13 protein-coding genes are annotated in these 17,955 nt (G+C 61.5%); 6 read left to right on the top strand and 7 right to left on the bottom strand.

Annotated elements, in window-relative coordinates:
- Positions 1-14: 14 nt before the first annotated feature.
- From B30_RS14905 to B30_RS14890, 4 genes are read right to left on the bottom strand one after another with little or no spacing between them, the layout of a single operon-like run.
- Positions 15-1,019: an ABC transporter permease gene (locus B30_RS14905; RefSeq protein ID WP_009572951.1), complete on the bottom strand. Its 1,005-nt coding sequence runs from the start codon at positions 1,017-1,019 to the stop codon at positions 15-17.
- Positions 1,016-2,521, bottom strand: coding sequence for a sugar ABC transporter ATP-binding protein (locus B30_RS14900; protein ID WP_009572950.1), 1,506 nt, complete (start codon positions 2,519-2,521; stop codon positions 1,016-1,018). Before B30_RS14900 ends, B30_RS14905 begins: the two co-directional genes overlap by 4 nt.
- Positions 2,514-3,638 (bottom strand): Gfo/Idh/MocA family protein, encoded by a 1,125-nt coding sequence (locus tag B30_RS14895; RefSeq protein WP_009572949.1) that lies wholly within the window; start codon positions 3,636-3,638, stop codon positions 2,514-2,516. Before B30_RS14895 ends, B30_RS14900 begins: the two co-directional genes overlap by 8 nt.
- A 4-nt stretch (positions 3,639-3,642) precedes the next feature.
- Entirely contained in the window at positions 3,643-4,701 is a 1,059-nt protein-coding gene (locus B30_RS14890) for a sugar phosphate isomerase/epimerase family protein (RefSeq protein WP_009572948.1), read from the bottom strand.
- A gap of 157 nt (positions 4,702-4,858) precedes the next feature.
- On the opposite strand from B30_RS14890, the gene B30_RS14885 reads away from it, so the two are divergent.
- The 4 genes from B30_RS14885 to B30_RS14865 all read left to right on the top strand — a co-directional run bounded on the left by B30_RS14885 (position 4,859) and on the right by B30_RS14865 (position 11,333).
- Complete coding sequence (locus B30_RS14885; RefSeq protein WP_009572947.1) at positions 4,859-5,869, top strand: LacI family DNA-binding transcriptional regulator; 1,011 nt, start codon at positions 4,859-4,861, stop codon at positions 5,867-5,869.
- A gap of 1,161 nt (positions 5,870-7,030) precedes the next feature.
- Positions 7,031-7,738 (top strand): ABC transporter ATP-binding protein, encoded by a 708-nt coding sequence (locus B30_RS14875; protein ID WP_009572946.1) that lies wholly within the window; start codon positions 7,031-7,033, stop codon positions 7,736-7,738.
- Positions 7,738-10,101, top strand: coding sequence for an ABC transporter permease (locus tag B30_RS14870; protein WP_009572945.1), 2,364 nt, complete (start codon positions 7,738-7,740; stop codon positions 10,099-10,101). The genes B30_RS14875 and B30_RS14870 overlap by 1 nt, the downstream gene beginning before the upstream one ends.
- Positions 10,098-11,333, top strand: a complete 1,236-nt coding sequence (locus tag B30_RS14865; RefSeq protein ID WP_232616930.1) for an efflux RND transporter periplasmic adaptor subunit — start codon at positions 10,098-10,100, stop codon at positions 11,331-11,333. Before B30_RS14870 ends, B30_RS14865 begins: the two co-directional genes overlap by 4 nt.
- Positions 11,334-11,667: 334 nt before the next feature.
- Here the strand turns inward: B30_RS14865 and B30_RS14860 are convergent, their stop codons facing one another.
- Complete coding sequence (locus tag B30_RS14860; RefSeq protein WP_009572943.1) at positions 11,668-12,558, bottom strand: LysR family transcriptional regulator; 891 nt, start codon at positions 12,556-12,558, stop codon at positions 11,668-11,670.
- A gap of 101 nt (positions 12,559-12,659) precedes the next feature.
- On the opposite strand from B30_RS14860, the gene B30_RS14855 reads away from it, so the two are divergent.
- Positions 12,660-13,418, top strand: a complete 759-nt coding sequence (locus B30_RS14855; RefSeq protein ID WP_009572942.1) for an SDR family NAD(P)-dependent oxidoreductase — start codon at positions 12,660-12,662, stop codon at positions 13,416-13,418.
- Positions 13,415-13,777, top strand: coding sequence for a carboxymuconolactone decarboxylase family protein (locus B30_RS14850; RefSeq protein WP_009572941.1), 363 nt, complete (start codon positions 13,415-13,417; stop codon positions 13,775-13,777). Before B30_RS14855 ends, B30_RS14850 begins: the two co-directional genes overlap by 4 nt.
- Before the next feature lie 773 nt (positions 13,778-14,550).
- Here B30_RS14850 and B30_RS14845 read toward each other — a convergent pair.
- Positions 14,551-16,230 (bottom strand): glycoside hydrolase family 13 protein, encoded by a 1,680-nt coding sequence (locus B30_RS14845; protein ID WP_009572940.1) that lies wholly within the window; start codon positions 16,228-16,230, stop codon positions 14,551-14,553.
- Between the two features lie 49 nt (positions 16,231-16,279).
- Positions 16,280-17,881: an alpha-amylase family glycosyl hydrolase gene (locus tag B30_RS14840; RefSeq protein WP_051130641.1), complete on the bottom strand. Its 1,602-nt coding sequence runs from the start codon at positions 17,879-17,881 to the stop codon at positions 16,280-16,282.
- Positions 17,882-17,955 lie beyond the last annotated feature (74 nt).

Below are 17,955 nucleotides of genomic sequence, written 5' to 3'. Positions count from 1 at the left end.
AGATGACGTTTCGTTTACCGGTCCGCCGCACCCTTGCGCTGCAGCACGACCGCCAGAATAATCACGGCCCCCTGAATGGCACCGTTGAGATAGGGGCTGACGAAATCCGTAAGGTTGAGGATGTTGCCGATTAGGCTGAGGATCAGCACCCCCACCACGGTGCCCCAGATCCGCCCAAAGCCGCCCTTGAGCAGTGTGCCACCAATGATGACGGCGGCGATGGCCTCAAGCTCCCACAAAAGCCCGGTCGAGGCCGAGGCAGAACCCAGACGCGGCACATACATCACCACAGCGAAGCCCACGAGCACGCCAAGCAGCACATAGGTCGCCAGCCGCACCCGCAGCACAGCGATCGACGAATAGCGCGCGACGCGCTCATTCGACCCGATGGCGGCACAGTGGCGTCCGAAAGCGGTGTGGCGCATCACGATTTCACCGATGATTGCCACCGCCACGAAGGCAAGGATCGGCCAGCTGATGCCGGCAATGCCACCGTAATAGACGGGACGATAAAGCTCGCGCATTTCAAAGCCGAGCGACAGCGTGCCACCGTCTGCGAGCCAGGTGATGAGCGAACGGTAGATGCCCATGGTGCCAAGCGTAACGATGAAAGCCTCGATGCCGACGCGGGTGATGAGCAAGCCGTTGATGAGCCCCGCCACCAGCCCCGAGATCAGCGCCAAAGCCACGCCCGCGAAGATCACAGGCAGCGTGACCCCGAGACGGTCGGTCAAAAGGTTCATCACGAGAATCATCAGCCCCGCCACAAAGGCCGCCATGGAACCGACTGACAGGTCAAGACCGCCAGCCGTGATGACGAAGGTCATGCCCACGGCGATGATGCCAATAAAGGACGAGCGCGCCAGCACGTTGGTGATATTGGCGTAGCTCAGAAAGTTGGAATTGAGCGCCATACCGATGAGGACGAGCGCAATCAGGGCCACGATCGGGCCAACGACCTGCAGGTCAATCCGGCGCCGTGCGGGCGTGCTTATCTTTTGTGCCGGGGCCATGCTCATGCCGCCGCTCCTTCTCTGTTGTCGTCGAGCCCCATCGCCAGCCGAACGATGGCGCCTTCGGTTACATCGTCCCCTTCAAGTGCGCCGGTGATCCGCCCCGCGTGCATCACCAGCACCCGCGAGGCGAGACCGATGAGCTCGGGCATCTCAGAGGAAATCACAAGGATCGCGCACCCCTCGGCAGCAAGTCCGGCGATCAGCGCGTAAATCTGTTGCTTGGTGCCAATGTCGATGCCACGGGTGGGCTCGTCGATCAGGATCACCTGCGGGTCGCTGAGCAGCGTCTTGGCCAGCAACAGTTTCTGCTGGTTGCCTCCCGAAAGATTGCCCACCCGCATCCTCCGATCCGGCGCGCGAATGGCAAACTCCTCAATGGCACGATCAAGCGCCGCCTCTTCGGCACGGCGGTCGATGAGCGGGCCACCGAAGCGCTCAAGCAGCGGCAACGTCAGGTTCTCGCGCAGCCCTTTGTCGAGCAGCAACCCCGCACCCTTGCGGTCCTCGGTGAGGTAGACCAGCCCGCGCTGCAGCGCCGTGCGCACTTCCGACGCGGGCAAATCCTCGCCCATCAGCCGCACCCGGCCCTCGCGTGGGCGCAGCCCGGCAAGGGCTTCGGCAAACTCGGTCCGCCCCGAGCCTACCAGCCCACCCAGACCCAGCACCTCGCCCCGGCGCAGTGTCAAGCTCGCGCTCTCAACGACACCCGGCACTGACAGGTTCTCGACCTCAAGCAGCACCTCATCGCGCGGCACCGCCTTAGCTGGGTAGAGATCCGACAGCTCGCGGCCCACCATGGCAGCCGCCATCTCCTCCTCGGTGATGTCCGACACGGGGGCCGAGCGCACCATGGCTCCGTCACGCAGTACCGTGACCCGGTCGCAGAGCCGCGTCACCTCAGACAGTTTGTGCGAGGTGTAGAGGATCGCCACGCCCTTGGCCCGCAACCGCTCGATCTGGCGAAACAGGATTTCACACTCGCGTTCGGTCAGCACAGCGGTGGGCTCGTCCATGATAAGCACCCGAAGGTCGCGCGACAGCGCCTTGGCGATCTCGACCATTTGTTTGGCCGGCACCGACAGCCCCGAGACCCGCACCGCAGGATCGACCCGGCATTCGAGGCGGTCCAGCAGCTCGGCGGTGCGGGTGCGCATCGCCTTGTGGTCCAGCCGCCAGCCCCGCGTGATCTCGCGCCCCAGAAAGACATTCTGGTCGACGCCCAGATGCTCGGCAAGGTTGAACTCCTGATGGATCATGACGATCCCGCGCGCCTCGGCTTCATCAGAGGAAGGGAAGTGGGTCGGCTGGCCGTGCCAGAGCACCTCGCCTGCGGTAGCGTCGATGTAACCGCCGAGGATCTTCATGGTGGTCGATTTGCCCGCGCCGTTCTCTCCGATCAGCGCATGGATCTCTCCGGGACGCAGTTCGAAATCGACGTCATGCAAGACCTCAATCGGGCCAAATGACTTGCTGATGCCTTTCAAGGACAGAATAGGGTCAGACATGGCCGATCTCCACCCAGGCATTGTCCGAGGCAGCGGAGCGCAGACAAGCGTCGATGAACTCAAGCCCCTCCACACCATCGCGGATGCCGGGCAGCAGGCTCTCATATGGCTGACCCGTCTGGCGCGCGCGAATGGCGTCCGCAGCTTCGGCATAGATGTTCGCAAAACCCTCAAGATAGCCCTCGGGGTGGCCCGGCGGCACCCGGCTTCCCGCCATGGTCGCGGCGCCACGGCGCAGCTTCTGCGCCGGCTCCCCCAGCCGTGTGAACCACAGCGTCTCGGGTGTTTCATGCGTCCAGACCAGCCCGGCGCGGTCACCGTAGATTCTGAGCGTCAGCCCGTTCTCGCTCCCCGGCGCGACCTGACTGCACCAAAGCGCACCCTTGGCTCCAGAGGCGTAGCGGAGCATCACCTGCGCGTTGTCATCGACCCGGCGGCCCGGCACGAAGCTGGTCAGGTCCGCCGCGATCCGCTCAGGCACCATGCCAGACACGAACCGCGCGAGTTGCCATGCGTGGGTGCCGATGTCGCCTATGGCACCCCCGGCCCCGGCCTTGGCCGGATCGACGCGCCACGCCGCCTGCTTGCTGTGCGCAACCTCAGTCAACCAGTCCTGCGCATACTCCACCTGCACCAGCCGGATCTGGCCCAGATCCCCCCGCGCCACCATCTCGCGCGCCAACCGCAACTGCGGATAAGCCGAGTAATTATGCGTCAGCACGAAAAGCGCCTCCGATGTCTCAACGATGCGGGCGAGCGCACGCGCATCGTTGAGCGTCGAGGTCATCGGCTTGTCGCAGATCACATGGATACCGGCTTCGAGAAACGCCTTCGCGGCGGGGAAATGCAGATGGTTCGGGGTGCAGATCGACACCGCCTCGATGCCATCAGGACGCGCCGCCTCAGCGCGCGCCATCTCGACGAAATCGTCGTAGGTCCGCTCGGGGGCAAGACCTATGGCGGCTGCACTTTCGGCGTTGCGCCTCGGTGTCGAGGAGAGTGCCCCCGCAATCAGATCAAAGCGTCCATCGAGTCGCGCCGCGATGCGGTGGACTTCGCCGATCATGGCGCCAAGACCGCCGCCAACCATGCCGAGTCGAATCGGAGTTTGTATCATTCACCTAGCCCTCCAGCCCAAGCATGCGCCGATTGGCGGCCGCGTCGCTGCCCGTGGCCGCGAAATTGTCGAAGGCTTGTTCCGTCACGCGGATGATGTGATCCTTGACGAACTGTGCCCCCTCGCGGGCGCCGTCCTCTGGGTGCTTCAACGCGCATTCCCATTCGACCACCGCCCAACCATCGAAACCCATGGCGGTGAGTTTGGAAAAGATCGCCTTGAAATCCACCTGACCGTCGCCGGGACTGCGAAAGCGGCCCGCGCGGTCAACCCAAGGCTGAAAGCCGCCATAGACCCCCTGCCGACCAGTGGGACGAAACTCGGCATCCTTGACGTGGAACATGCCGATGCGCTCAGCGTAGATGTCGAGGTGATCGAGATAATCGAGCTGTTGCAGGACATAATGGCTTGGATCGTAGAGCATCATTGCCGCCGGGTGCTGTTCGACACGATCAAGGAACATCTCAAAGCTCACCCCGTCGTGCAAATCTTCCCCTGGGTGGATCTCGAAGCAAATTTTCACGCCCCTCTGCGCGGCATGGTCCAGCAACGGGCGCCAGCGCGCAGCGAGTTCGTCAAAGGCGGCCTCCACCAGTCCCGCAGGCCTTTGCGGCCAAGGATAGAAATAGGGCCATGCGAGTGCGCCGGAAAACGCCGCCATACGGTCGAGTCCCAGATTGGCACTGGCGTCGATGGTCTGCCGCACCTGATCGACGGCCCAAGCCTGCCGTGCCTTTGGATCGCCGCGCACCGCTTCGGGGGCGAAGCCATCGAAGGCCAGATCATAGGCCGGGTGCACCGCCACAAGTTGCCCTTGGATATGGGCCGAAAGCTCGGTGATCTCGACCCCCGCCTCAGCGGCGGTGCCACGCAGCGTGTCGCAATAGTCGCGCGACCCCGCAGCCTTCGCGAGATTCATCAGCCGCGCCTCGACAGTGGGAAGTTGCACACCCAAATAGCCACAGCCCGCCGCCCAGCGGGTGATCGCCTCAAAGCTGTCGAACGGCGCGTCGCTGCCAACGAATTGCGCCAGGAACAGGCCGGGGCCCTTCATGGTTTGCATCTCTCCTCCCTCTGCCAATCAATACGCGACATAGAAACTGTCGCAATGTAATCGGTTTCATGAACGTGACACAGGATGAAAAGGTTTTCAACACCTGTTTTCCACCGTATCGTCTTTTCTACCCGTATCGTCGTCCACCAATTGCAAGGAACCGCCCGTGACTGACCCCACCAACCCACCCAAAATCCGTGATGTTGCCCGATTGGCAGGGGTCTCGGTCGCCACGGTCAGCCGCGCCCTGTCGAATCCCGCCATCGTCTCGGAACAGGCGCGGATTGCGGTGGAAAAGGCCGTCGCGGAAACCGGTTACACGGTGAATCTCATGGCGCGAAACCTGCGCCAACAGCAGGTGGGCGCAGTGCTCGCGCTGGTGCCAAACCTAGCCAACCCGTTCTTCTCCGAAATCCTCGCCGGCATCTCGGACACCCTGCGGGCCGAAGGGCTGAGCCTGCTGGTGCTCGACACCCTGCGGACCGACCCCGACACGCCAAACGGAGGAATTCGGTCCTATCTCAGCCGTTCGCGGGCCGACGGGGTGATCGTACTCGACGGCACCCTTGACCCCGCGCTCTTTGCCCATGGCTCCTGCCCGCCCCTGGTGCAGGCCTGCGAATGGATCGAAGGACTGGCGGGGCCAAGGGTGCTCGCCGACAACGAAACCGGCGCGCGACTGGCAATCGAGCACCTGCTCGGGCTCGGCCACCGCGACATCGTGCACCTGACCGGCCCCGCCAAAAACACCCTGTCGATCTCCCGCGCCGCCGGGGTCGACGCCGCGCTCGCCACCGCGGGGTTGCCGCCTGCCCACCGTCTTGAGGGTGCCTTCACCCTCAGTTCGGGACGCGCCGCCGCTGAGGCTCTGCTGGCGCGCACGCCCCGCCCCACCGCCGTCTTCTGCGACAACGACGAGATGGCGATCGGTCTCATGGCAGGGCTGCGCGCTGAAGGCCTCGACGTGCCGCGCGACTTCTCGATCGTGGGCTTTGACAACATCGAGATGTCCGCCTACGCCAGCGTGCCCCTCACCACCATCCGACAAAAACGCGCCCACCTCGGGCGCTGCGCTGCCGAGAGGCTGCTTGCACAACGCACCGCCCCCACCCCGGACGAAACCCTCATCCTCCCCGTCGAACTCGTCATCCGGGACAGCACCGCGAAAAGGGTCTGAGACCGCGCCGATCAAGGCAGGCGCATGAGAGGCCATAAGCCGAGTGGAAGCATCGACACATTGCGCAGCGACATCACGACAAACAAGACATCGGTGCCGCACGCCGGTTTCAAGGCGTTCCAGTCCGACGCAACAACGATAGCTGGGATCGAAATGACCCCATGATCCGCAACGGCCAATTCGCCCAAACAGACGCACCAGCATTCAAGCCGTTCACGGCCCTCACAGTATAACTGCGTCCAATGAAGGCTCTTCTTCAGGCAACAAAGCGCAGAATGTGCAGAATGGGCGTGTCGCGTTTTCGTGCCGCTCCAAGTGCTCGCTAGGCCTCTTTCCGTTCGAAAGCGACCAGGCTTTTCCAGCCAAGTGCTGCAAGGCCGACAGTTGACGCCGCCTCATCCTGCGGACATCTCTGAGCACCGATCTTTGCCCAAAACTCCTGAGAATACATGACATTAGATCGCAGTGGTAGAAAAGGTCGGCCGGAGCGCGTTGGGTCAGTTTAGTGACGTAAAAGTCAATTTCGTCTGACGTTCAACAACTGTGTCGAATGCCGCGCATTTCCGACTCTTGGCGGCGATTCTTTTGAATCTTGTCAGTGGGCGGTGCCAAGCAATTCCGACCCAACAGGACGTTCGGCACCAAGCCGCAAGAAGGGTCGCTATATATAGGGGAGCGAGCGTGGTTCCTGAGCGGTCCGTCATCACACCTCCTGACATTTACTGCACCTGCAAGTGCTCTTTTACAGACTGGTAAAAGCAGCCATTCAAGCCCTCACAGACCAGCGCCAAATGCGGCGCAACATACCAAGGGCAGCAATCCGCAGGAAGTCGACTTTGCAAAGCGGAGCGCACAGCCCATATCAGTCATCAGCGTGCGGCTTAGCGAATGGCCGCTCGAGTTCAAAGCGTTTTTCCACGACTTCAGAAACTTGCCTAAAATACGCACTTTTCCTGCGAAGCCGGACCAGTACGGATTCCTAATCTTCCCTGATTACTCATTGTCCATCTGGAGAATACATCAGCATTCACTTTCCAGTCGGATCAAAATCGAAACGCGGCAGACTGGAACGGTTCATGCCTTCCTTGCGGCAGATCAATACTCGGACGTGCAGCGCCTACTATACTTGGTTGAGGCGCAACAGGAAATCAGCCCAACCAGATGAAAACCTCTATTCTCAGAACCGAAAGTATCACCAAGGTCTACCACACCGGTGCGGTGGATGTGCATGCCCTGCGCGGCATTGATCTTTCGCTTTTCGAGGGCGAGGTCGTCGTGCTTCTGGGCGCCTCCGGGTCCGGCAAGTCCACCCTGCTCAACATCCTCGGCGGGCTTGACCGGCCCAGCGAGGGCCGGGTCTTTTTCCGCGACGAAGACCTCACCCGCCTGTCGGACAGCGCCCTGACCGAGTTCCGGCGCGACCATGTTGGGTTCGTGTTCCAGTTCTACAACCTCGTTCCCAGCCTCACCGCGCGCGAAAACGTGGCGCTGGTGACCGAAATCGCCAAAATCCCGATGTCGCCGGAAGAGGCGCTGGACCGTGTCGGGCTTGCCGATCGGATGTCGCATTTCCCGGCGGAACTTTCGGGCGGCGAACAGCAGCGCGTCGCCATCGCCCGCGCCATCGCCAAGCGGCCCGACATCCTGCTTTGCGACGAACCCACAGGCGCACTCGACAGCAAGACGGGCACCACCGTTCTGGAAGCCCTGATCGAGGTCAATCGCAGCCTCGGCACGGCGACCGCGCTGATCACCCATAACGCCGCCATCCGCCGGATCGCGCATCGCGTCATCTACATGACCGACGGCCGGATTTCGCATATCGAGGAAAACGCCGAACGGGTCGCGCCGTCCGAGGTCAGCTGGTAATGCGGGCGCTCGACCTCAAATTGCTGCGCGACATGCGCCATATCTGGGCTCAGAGCCTTGCCATCGCGCTGGTACTGGCCTGCGGGATCATGGTCATGACGCTTGCGTCCGGAACCCAGAGATCCCTGACAGAAACGCGCGCGGCCTATTACGAACGCCACCGCTTTGCCGATGTCTTCGCCAGCCTCACCCGCGCGCCCAAGCAGGTTCTGGACGAAATCGCCCGGATCGACGGCGTGACACGGGTGGAAGGGCGCGTCGTCTTCACCGCGCTTCTGGATCTGGAAAACATGCGCGAACCGGCTTCTGCCCGGGTGATTTCGCTGCCCGCCTCGGGCGGGGCCATCCTGAACCTGCCCCTGATCCGCCACGGCCGCCTGCCCGAGGCGCTGCATCAGAACGAGGTCGCCATTTCCGAACCCTTCGCCGATGCCAACAGACTTAGGCCGGGCGACACGTTCCGCGCCATCCTCAACGGCCGCAAACGCGAACTGGTGGTCACCGGCATCGTGCTGTCGCCCGAATATATCTATACGATCGGCGCGGGCGCCTTGATGCCGGATGACCGGCATTTCGGCCTGATCTGGATGCGCGAAACCGCCTCCGCGCCGGTCAAGGAACTGGAAGGGGCGTTCAACGACCTCACCCTCAGCCTGTCGCGCGACGCCAACGAAGCCGCCGTCATCGATGCGGTGGACCGCATCCTCGCCCCGTATGGCGGCACCGGCGCCTACGGGCGTGACCGGCAGCCATCGAATGTCTTCATCGACGGCGAACTGAAGCAGCTGGGTGCCCTGGCCACGGTGCAGCCGCCGATCTTCCTCGTTGTATCTGCCTTCCTGGTGAACATGGTTCTCAGCCGTCTCGTCGCGCTTGACCGAGCGCAGATCGGGCTGTTCAAAGCGGTAGGATACACCACCCGGACGATCGCGCTGCATTACCTGAAGATGACCGCGGGCATCGGCATTCTAGGCGTTCTGATCGGCTGGGGCTTCGGCTGGTGGCTGGGTCACGAGATGACCGAGATGTATACCGATTTCTTCCGCTTTCCCTGGCTGCTCTACCGCCCCGGTCCCTGGCAGCTGGTGATCTCGGGCATACTGGGCATCGCCGCGGTGATTCTCGGCGCGCTGCGCGCGGTACGCGCTTCGGTGCGCCTTGCCCCGGCCGTGGCGATGTCGCCACCCGTGCCGCCCGTCTTCCAGCGCGGCTGGGCCGACAGCCTGGGCGAAATGCTGTCTCTGCGGCAGACCACGATGATGATCGTCCGCTCGATCATCCGCTGGCCGGGGCGCGCGGCGGTGACACTGTTTGGGGTGTCGGGATCGGTCGCCGTTCTGGTGGTGTCGTTCTTCACCTTCGATGCGATCGACCTGATCATGGCGGAACTGTTCGAACACACGAACCGGCAGGACGCGACACTCACCCTCAGCGGCAATCTGAACGACCGCGCCGTGATCGACGCGGGCAACCTGCCCGGCGTGCTGCGGGCCGAGGGCATCTATGCCATTCCGATCCGACTGGTGAACGGCACGCAAACGCGGCTGGTAACGCTTCAGGCTCGCGCGCCGGGCGCCATGCTGACCCAGATCCTCGATACCGAAGGCCGCGCGATCACCCCCTCCACCGCGGGCGTCGTTTTGCCCGAGGAACTGGCCCGGCGTCTGGGCGTCGCCCCGGGCGACAGTCTGCGCATCGAGCTGCTGAGCCCGCCACGCGAAACTTGGCAGGTGCCCGTCGCATCGGTGATCCGCCAAAGCCTCGGGCAGGACGCCTATTTCGACCGTGACACGCTGTTTCACCGGCTGCGGCAGACGCCGCAGGTCAACATGATCCATCTGGCCATCGATCCGAACCGGCTGACCGATCTCCAGGCCAAGGTGCAGGAAACCCCCGCCATCGCGGGGTTTACCCTGTGGGAAGATGTGCGCAACGAATTCGTCGCCACCCTCAGCGAAAGCCTTATCACCATGTCGGTGATCTTCGCCACGCTCGGGATGCTGATCACGGTTGGGGTCGTCTACAACGCCGCGCGCATCCAGCTGGCCGAACGCGCCCATGAATTGGCAAGCCTGCGCGTACTGGGGTTCAGACGGTCCGAGGTCGGCTACGTTCTGGTGGTCGAACAGATGCTGCTGACCGTCTTCGCCATTCCCGTGGGCTGGCTTGCCGGATACGGTTTCGCGCTGCTCATGGCGCAGGGTTTTTCCACCGATGTGGTCACCATTCCCGTCGTCGTCACCCAACGCACCTTTGCGCTGGCCGCCCTGATCGTACTAGGCTCGGCCCTGGGCGCCGTCCTTTTCGTCATGCGCAGGTTGGACCGCGTCGATATCGTCAGTGCATTGAAACAGAAAGAATGAACCAGATGCGAATGTTCCGGATCATCGTAGGCGTAGCACTTGCCGCACTCCTCCTCGGGGCCCTTGTCTGGGCGCTTCTGCCCAAGCCGGTGCTTGTTGATCTGGCCGAAGCGCGGCGCGGTCCGTTGGAAATCACCGTTTCTGCCGAAGGCGTCACCCAGGTGCGCGAAAAATGGGCCGTGACCGCCCCCGTGACGGGCAACACCCTGCGGTCCCCCGTCGATGTCGGCGACGAGGTGGAAAAGGGCAATACCGTCGTGGCCGTCATCCAGCCAGCCGAACCCGCTTTTCTTGACGCGCGCGCCCGCCGCCTTGCCGAAGTGTCGGTGGAAGAAGCCACCGCCGCGGTGCGGCTGGCCGAAGCCAACCTCGCGCGTAGCGAGGCGGAGCTTGAACATCTCGAGGCCGAACTGGAACGCTATCGCATCCTGGCCGACCGCGGGGCGGTGTCGCGCACAGTGCTGGAAGATGCCGAGCAAAGCGCGATAACTGCCCGCGCCGATCGCGAGGTCGCATTCTACGAACTGGAACAGCAGAAAGCCACGAAGGCCCGCATGGAAGCCCAGCTTTCGGCCCCGTCCACGCCCGATCCCGACAGCGACCCCGGCGACTGCTGCCTGCGCATCACCGCGCCCCATGACGGAACGGTTCTCGACGTGGTCGACGTCAACGCGCGCCTGGCCGAAGCCGGGACCGCCCTGCTGACGATCGGCGACCTGTCGGATCTCGAAATCGAGGTCAATCTGCTGTCCACCGACGCGGTGGAAATCGAACGCGGCGCGCGCGCCTATATCGAACGCTGGGGAGGTACGGGCGTGATCGACGCGCAGGTACGCCGGATCGATCCTTCCGCCTTCGCCCGCGTTTCGGCCCTGGGGATCGAGGAACAGCGCGTGCGCCTTCTGCTTGACATCCTCACCCCGCCGGAACAGCGGCAGGGTCTGGGCGATCAGTACCGCGTCTTCGTACGCATCGTCTCCTGGGCGGGCGCGGACGTTCTGCAGATCCCGCAAAGCGCGCTTTTCCGCCATGCGGAACGCTGGGCCGTCTTCGTGGAAGAAGATGGCCGCGCCGCGCTTCGCTATGTCGAAATCGGCCACATGTCGGGTGATACGGCCGAGGTGCTGGCCGGCGTGGAACTGGGCGAACGGGTCGTCGCCTATCCCGGCGCCGCGATCGAAACCGGCGTGAAGATCGAACCGCGCGCCCTGAGCACAGATTCCGGCAACTGAACGGTCGTGTCTGCTGATATCGGGCCACATGAGAAGGAAACGGAGTATCACGATCAACCGGAGCAATAGACAACGCTCGGAACACTTTGAGGCTAACGGCTACATCAAAAATACGTCTTTGACGCCTACTTAATCAGCGCGACGGACTTTTGGGCGCTCAGCAGTGAACAACCGCTTCTCGCTCTTGCAGGACAAAGGTCATGTCCGGTTTGGGCGAAAATCGGTCATCCGGTTGGTCGCGCCGCAGCCTGCAACGTCAAGTTTGGAGTGCCGCGCCGCCTCAAGCCCGATTTGAGCCCTCTTTGACCAATTCTGCAGCTTCCTTAAATGTCGGCTATACGAGTTGGCTCCTAAAAACTGACTTCACGAAATCGATGAATTTTGTTAGCCTTTGCGGCCTGTACCGGTCACGGTGATAGATCAGGGCCATAGGTTGTTCAGGCAAGTTCCAATCAGGTAATAGCTGCACTAACTTACCCGCTGAGATGTCACCTCTGACGAGAATTTCTGGCAACATGGCGACGCCCATGCCTGCAATTGCAGCAACACGTACAGCCTGACCGGAATTCACTGAAATTCTTGTTTGAGGGGTCCAGCTTCGTTCTTCGGACCCTTGTTTGAATCGCCACGGCTTGCGTCCGGTTCTTGAAAAGAGAACTGCGCGAAAGCGATTCAGATCTGATGGTATCTGCGGTTCACCGTGTTCTGCTAAATATTCACCGGACGCGCAGATCATCATCCTGTAGGGGGCGAGTTGAATTTGCAGGAGGGCGCTGTCTTCCATCTCTCCAATGCGAAAAGCAGCGTCAAACCCTCCGGCGATCAGATCTTCATTGTTGTCGGATAAGGTCAATTCGATTTCTACCTCTGGTGCGATCTCGGTGAAGCCCTTTAGGGCGGGCATCAGCGCGGCTGATCCAAAACTCACCGGGGCCGCGATACGCAGCCGCCCCTGAGGTTGTCGCTGCTGATCGCTTGCCTTGCCCTCGGAGAAATCAACCAATTCCAGAATGTCCCTACATTGCTCGAGATAGCTTGCGCCAAAATCTGTGAGCTTCTGTTGTCGCGTCGTTCGATTGAGCAATTTCGCCTGAAGGTAATCCTCTAGGCCAGCGATCCTTTGCCCAACTAAAGCGCCGCTCACATTGAGCCTAAGCCCGGCGGCATTCATGGAACCGGCTTGAGCCACTTCGACAAAAGTGCGCATCGCAGTGAATAGATCCATTGTAAAGGAATCCCTTTCTATGACTAAACATATTGGTCAATTATCATAGTTCCACTGTTAATATAGCGTCCTCTCTGAACAACCCTAAGAGAGAGACCGATATGGAAAACCAATTTGAAAACCGCGCCGTGCTTGTGACGGGTGCAGGAACTGGCATGGGGCGAGCGGTGGCGCTTGCGCTAGCGAGTGAAGGTGCTTCTGTGACGCTTTGGGGGCGGCGCAAGACACCTCTCGAAGCAGTTGCAAAAGAAATCCAAGAGGCTGGTGGCTCTGCACTGCTCCAAGTCTGCGACATCTCCAAGCCGGACGAGATTGCCGCAAACCTCAAAGCATCTATTGCTCACTTCGGGAAGTTAGATGCGGTCTTTGCTAATGCCGGGCATCTGGGTGAGTTCAAACCACTCAGGGATACTCAGGCTGACGACTTTGCGGATCTTATCCAAACCAACCTTATTGGCACGCAGCAAACGGTGGCACAGTGTCTATCCCACATGAAAAATGGTGTCGTGCTGATAAATGCGTCTTGGACGGCTGGCGCTGTTATGCCTGGGTCTGGTGCGTATGCGGCAACAAAAGCCGCGCTCCTTGCGATGATGCGCGTGTTAGCTGTCGAGGAAGGACCTCGTGGCAATCGGATCAATGCGATTAGCCCTGGGATCATTCTGACCCCAATGGCAGACGAAGTTTTAGATCCAGAAATTTCCGCGCGTCTTTCGAACCACACACCGCTTCGACGGAACGGTAGACCAGAGGACGTAACAGGAACAGCAATGTGGCTCTTGTCGGGCAACTCTGGATTTGTAACGGGTCAAGATGTCGTAGTAGATGGTGGATTTACTTTGGGCGGAGCGTTGAGATGACAACGATGAACGGTGCACAACTCGCCGATGATCTCAATCCCGGCGTTCGGGCCGTATTGGAAGAACGATATGGGCACCTCTTGCCGGGCATGGCAGATACAGTGATCGACATGGCCTACGAACGCTTTTATGCGCGTCCGGGTCTCGACCTGAAAAGTCGGTACATTGCAACAATCGCGGCATTGTCGGCCATGGGGGCCCAAACTGCACCGCAACTACGGATCAATATTCAAGCTGGATTGAAAGTTGGTTTGAACGAAATGGAGATCGCCGAGGTAATTTGGCAAATGGCGCTCTACGGTGGTCTTCCCGCTGCCATTAACGCGCTGAATACGCTGCGGTCTATAAATGACGAGTGATGAATGCCGTTTCCGGGCCTTCGCTTTCAGTGCAGCGAAGGCCCGCTTTGTCCCGGATTCTATTGAAAAAGTCTTTGCTGCATTTGCAAATTTCGGAAATGTGGGAAACGATTCCTCGACGAGCTGATTGCACCCCGTGACGCCGCTAGAATTTGAATAATTCGGAATATTGTTCTGCCAAATTTGGCCCCAAAGCGCTGCATGAGAGTTTTTCAACACAATCTGCGCATTGCTGCCATTTGCTGCGTGCGCGAACCAGTTCTGCCTGATTGATGGAAGCTGACCTTCTGGGTCTTCCAAAGTAGCGCTCTATTCTGCGACGCCGCATGGAGGCGCAAATAGAACGGGCTGTCACGTTGAAAGGAGAGCTTGCTGTGACCGCGGAGTTTCCACGGTCTGCCCCCGGGTTCGATCCGGTCGCCGGCACAATGCCGATTGCCAAAACGTCGATCTGGGCCAAATCTCGGGGGAGCGGACCGCAGCCCTTTTGGGCACGCGACCGTTGTACACAACATTCGAGCTATGCGCGGCACGCACGCCACTGCAGGCGGACGACGCCTGTTGCGACATGCGATGTTCCAAGCGGCCCTTTTCACCAACCGACACGACTCGGTCCTGAAGGCTCTTGCTGATCGGCTTCTTGACGCCGGAAACCCACACAGGCCGGCTTCACGGTGGCCGCCCACAAGGTCGTCATAAAAGCATACGCCCTATGCAAAGCCTGCCAGGAAAAGGCAGATCAACCTGCCCAAGAAATGCAGCTGCCACCATGCCTATTGGCGATCGCCACAAGACCGCTCGGATCCGATCGACATTGCGAAGGCCTCGAAAGGTCCCAAGCTCAGGCGTCGCTCCAGACTGGTCCGCGGCACGTCGTTCGACAGCAGGCAGCGACCGGCGCCGACAAACTCAACGGGCAGGTCGAAATCCGTTTCTTCGGCGGTGAAGTTTGCGATCACCGCCACGCGAACGCCATCCAGCTCCCGCAGATAGGCGAAAACTGCGCCGTCATCCTTCGCGATGGGGCGGTATGTGCCGTGCACGATGACCTGCCAGTCCTTACGCAGAGCGACCAGGCGTTGGTAATACGCGAATATGCCATCCGCATCTGTGCGGTCGGCTTCGGCGTTGACCCTCTCATGGTTCGGATTGACCTCGATCCAAGGCGTGCCGTCAGTAAAGCCGGCCTTCGGTCCGGCATTCCATTGCATTGGCGTGCGCGCGTTGTCGCGGCCGTTCTCGTTGACGCCGGCGATGAAATCCTCGGGTGCGACGCCGCGCGCGATCTCTTCTGCGTAATGACCGAGCGTCTCGATGTCGCGGAACTGGTCGATGCGGGTGAAGGTGGCGTTGGTCATGCCGATCTCCTCGCCCTGGTATATGAAGGGAGTGCCCTTCAAAAGGTGGATCACGGTCGCCAGCATCTTCGCCGATTTCACCCGGTATGCGCCGTCATCGCCGTATTTCGACACCTGCCGCGGCAGGTCGTGGTTGCTGAGGAACAGCGAGTTCCAGCCATCCTCGGCCAGCGCTGCCTGCCAGTCGTTCAGCACCCGTTTGAAAGCGACCAGGTCGAAGGGTTTCGGCTTCCACTTGCCATGCACCGGATCCCAGCCCTCGACCACGTGATTGAACTGGAAAACCATGTCGAGCTCGTGCCGGTCGCGCCCGCAATAGAGCCGCGCGGTATCGGTGCTGACGGACCAGCTTTCCCCGATGGTGACAATGTCGCGGTCGGCCAGCGTTTCGCTGTGCATCTCCTGCAGGAACTGGTGCAAAAACGGGCCTTCTTCGAACAATCCGGCATCCACATCCTTGCCGATCAAGCTGATGACGTCCATGCGGAACCCGGCAATGCCCCGGTCGAACCACCAGTTCATCATATCATAAATCTCTTGCCGGAGAACCGGGTTTTGCCAGTTGAGGTCCGGCTGTTCAGGGCTGAAATGGCCCAGGTAGTACTTGCCCACCCCTGGCACGAAAGTCCACGCCGAGCCGCCGAACGCGGCCTGATGGTCGTTCGGTGGCCCACCGTCCGGCGCCGCATCGCGCCAGATGTAATATTCGTGTTCCGGCGCTTCGCGAGAGGTGCGCGCAGCGTGGAACCAGGGATGGTCCGAGGAGCTGTGATTCACCACAAGGTCCATGACGATGCCGATGCCGCGCGCCTTCGCCTCGGCCACCAGCCGGTCGAAATCCGCCATCGTTCCGAACTCGGGCGCGATGTCCCTGTAATCCGAGATGTCATAGCCGTTGTCGGCCATCGGCGAGCGGTAGACCGGTGAGAGCCAGATGAACCCGATTCCGAGGTCGCACAGGTGGTCGAGTTTGGAGATGATGCCCGGGATGTCGCCGATCCCGTCACCGTTCGAATCGCAAAAGCTGCGCGGGTAGATCTGGTAGCCGGTGGCCGACTGCCACCAGCGGGTGGGCTCTCTGAGTGTGTGGTTCATGTTGGTCTTCCGTTGGGTTGAAGTGCAGGCGGAACAAGTCGCGGGCCGGTCAGCCTGCTTTGAGGATGAGAGCGCCATGCGGAGCGATCTGGCCTGCATGCGCAGCGCCGTCGCCCTCATGGACGTAAGAGGACAGGACCACCTCGCCCGACACCGGGCAGGGCCTGGGGGTGTCGGTGAAGTTCAGGCAGACGTGGTAGCTGTCGCCATCGAGATGGCGCGCAAAGACGTAGACCCCGTCCTGGGCCGTTATGGTCTCATAGCTGCCAAGCGTCAGCGCGGGCGTCTTGCGGCGCAGGACGATCAGCGCACGGACATGGTTCAGCATCGACGCAGGGTCCGCGCGTTGTGCCGCCGCGTCCCCCTCCACCGGAACAAAGACCGGTAGCCAGGGTTGGCTGTTGCTGAAGCCGTGGGTCGGCCCCGGCTCCCAAGGCATCGGCGTACGCGCGGGGTCGCGGCCAAGGCCGAGCCCCGGCACCTGCTTTTCCCAGGGGTCCTGCACGGCCTCGGGGGGAATGACCGCGCTCTCCATCCCCAGCTCATCGCCCTGGTAGAGCGTCGGCGTCCCGCGCAAGGTCAGCAGCAGCGTCGCGGCAACGGCGGCCTGCGCGGGGCCGGCCCGGCTGGCGATGCGGGCACAGTCGTGGTTGCCCAGTACCCAGTTGCCCCAGGCCCCCTCTGGCAGTGCGGCCTCGTAGGCCTCGATGCGACGGACGATTTCCGGCAGCTCCCAGGGCGCGTCCTGCAGGGTAAAGTTGAACGGCAGCTGGAAGGCGTCGAAATCCGCGCCGTAATAGGCCATGACCTCTTTCAGCTCGCCATCCGTCTCGCCGATCAGCACACGGTCCGGGAATTCCTCGGTCACCTGCCGCATCATCCGCACATAGTCGAACCCGGCGGGCTGGTGCTTAGAATGCACCTTGAGAAAGCGCTGCGACGGGTTCATTTCGGCGCGCCAGGCGGGGTTGGGCGGATGGTCGCCCTTGTCGGGGTCGGGCGCGACGTGGGTGATGGCATCGACCCGGAAGCCATCGACCCCGCGCATGTACCAAAAGCGCATCGTGTCCAGCATCTCTGCCTGAACTTCGGGATTGCGCCAGTTCAGCGCGGGCTGTTCCGAAAGGAAGATGTTGAGGTAATACTGCCCCGTGCCCGCGTCCCAGGTCCAGGCGGAAGGGCCGAATTCGCTGATCCAGTTGGTTGGCGGACTGCCATCCGGTTTGGCGTCGCGCCAGATATACCAATCGCGTCTGGCGCTGGTCCGCGAGGATCGCGCCTCAACGAACCAGGGATGCTTTTCCGAGGTATGGCTGGGCACGAAATCGAGGATCAGTTTCAACCCGCGCCGATGGGTGGCGGCGACCAGGCGGTCGAAATCCTCCAGCGTGCCGAACATCGGGTCGATGCCGCGATAGTCCGAGATGTCATAGCCGAAATCGGTCATGGGGGAGGGGAAGATCGGCGAAATCCAAATCGCATCGATGCCGAGGTCGACGAGGTAGTCAAGTCGGCTCTCGATGCCCCTCAAATCGCCGATTCCGTCGCCGTCGCTGTCCTGAAACGAGCGCGGATAGATCTGGTAGATGATGCCGGTTTTCCACCACTCCTGAACGGTATTGGGGGCGGTTTGGATGGTTTGCTGATTCATCGCGTGTTGGTCCGTGATTGATGGCGCTCCGCCGGTCGCGCGGAGGCTGTATTGAGAACTGCCCGGGGGGGGGG

The sequence above is a fragment of the Celeribacter baekdonensis B30 genome (genome assembly GCF_000299875.1).
Lineage (GTDB): Bacteria > Pseudomonadota > Alphaproteobacteria > Rhodobacterales > Rhodobacteraceae > Celeribacter > Celeribacter baekdonensis_A.
This window is presented reverse-complemented; position numbering and strand designations above follow the sequence as displayed.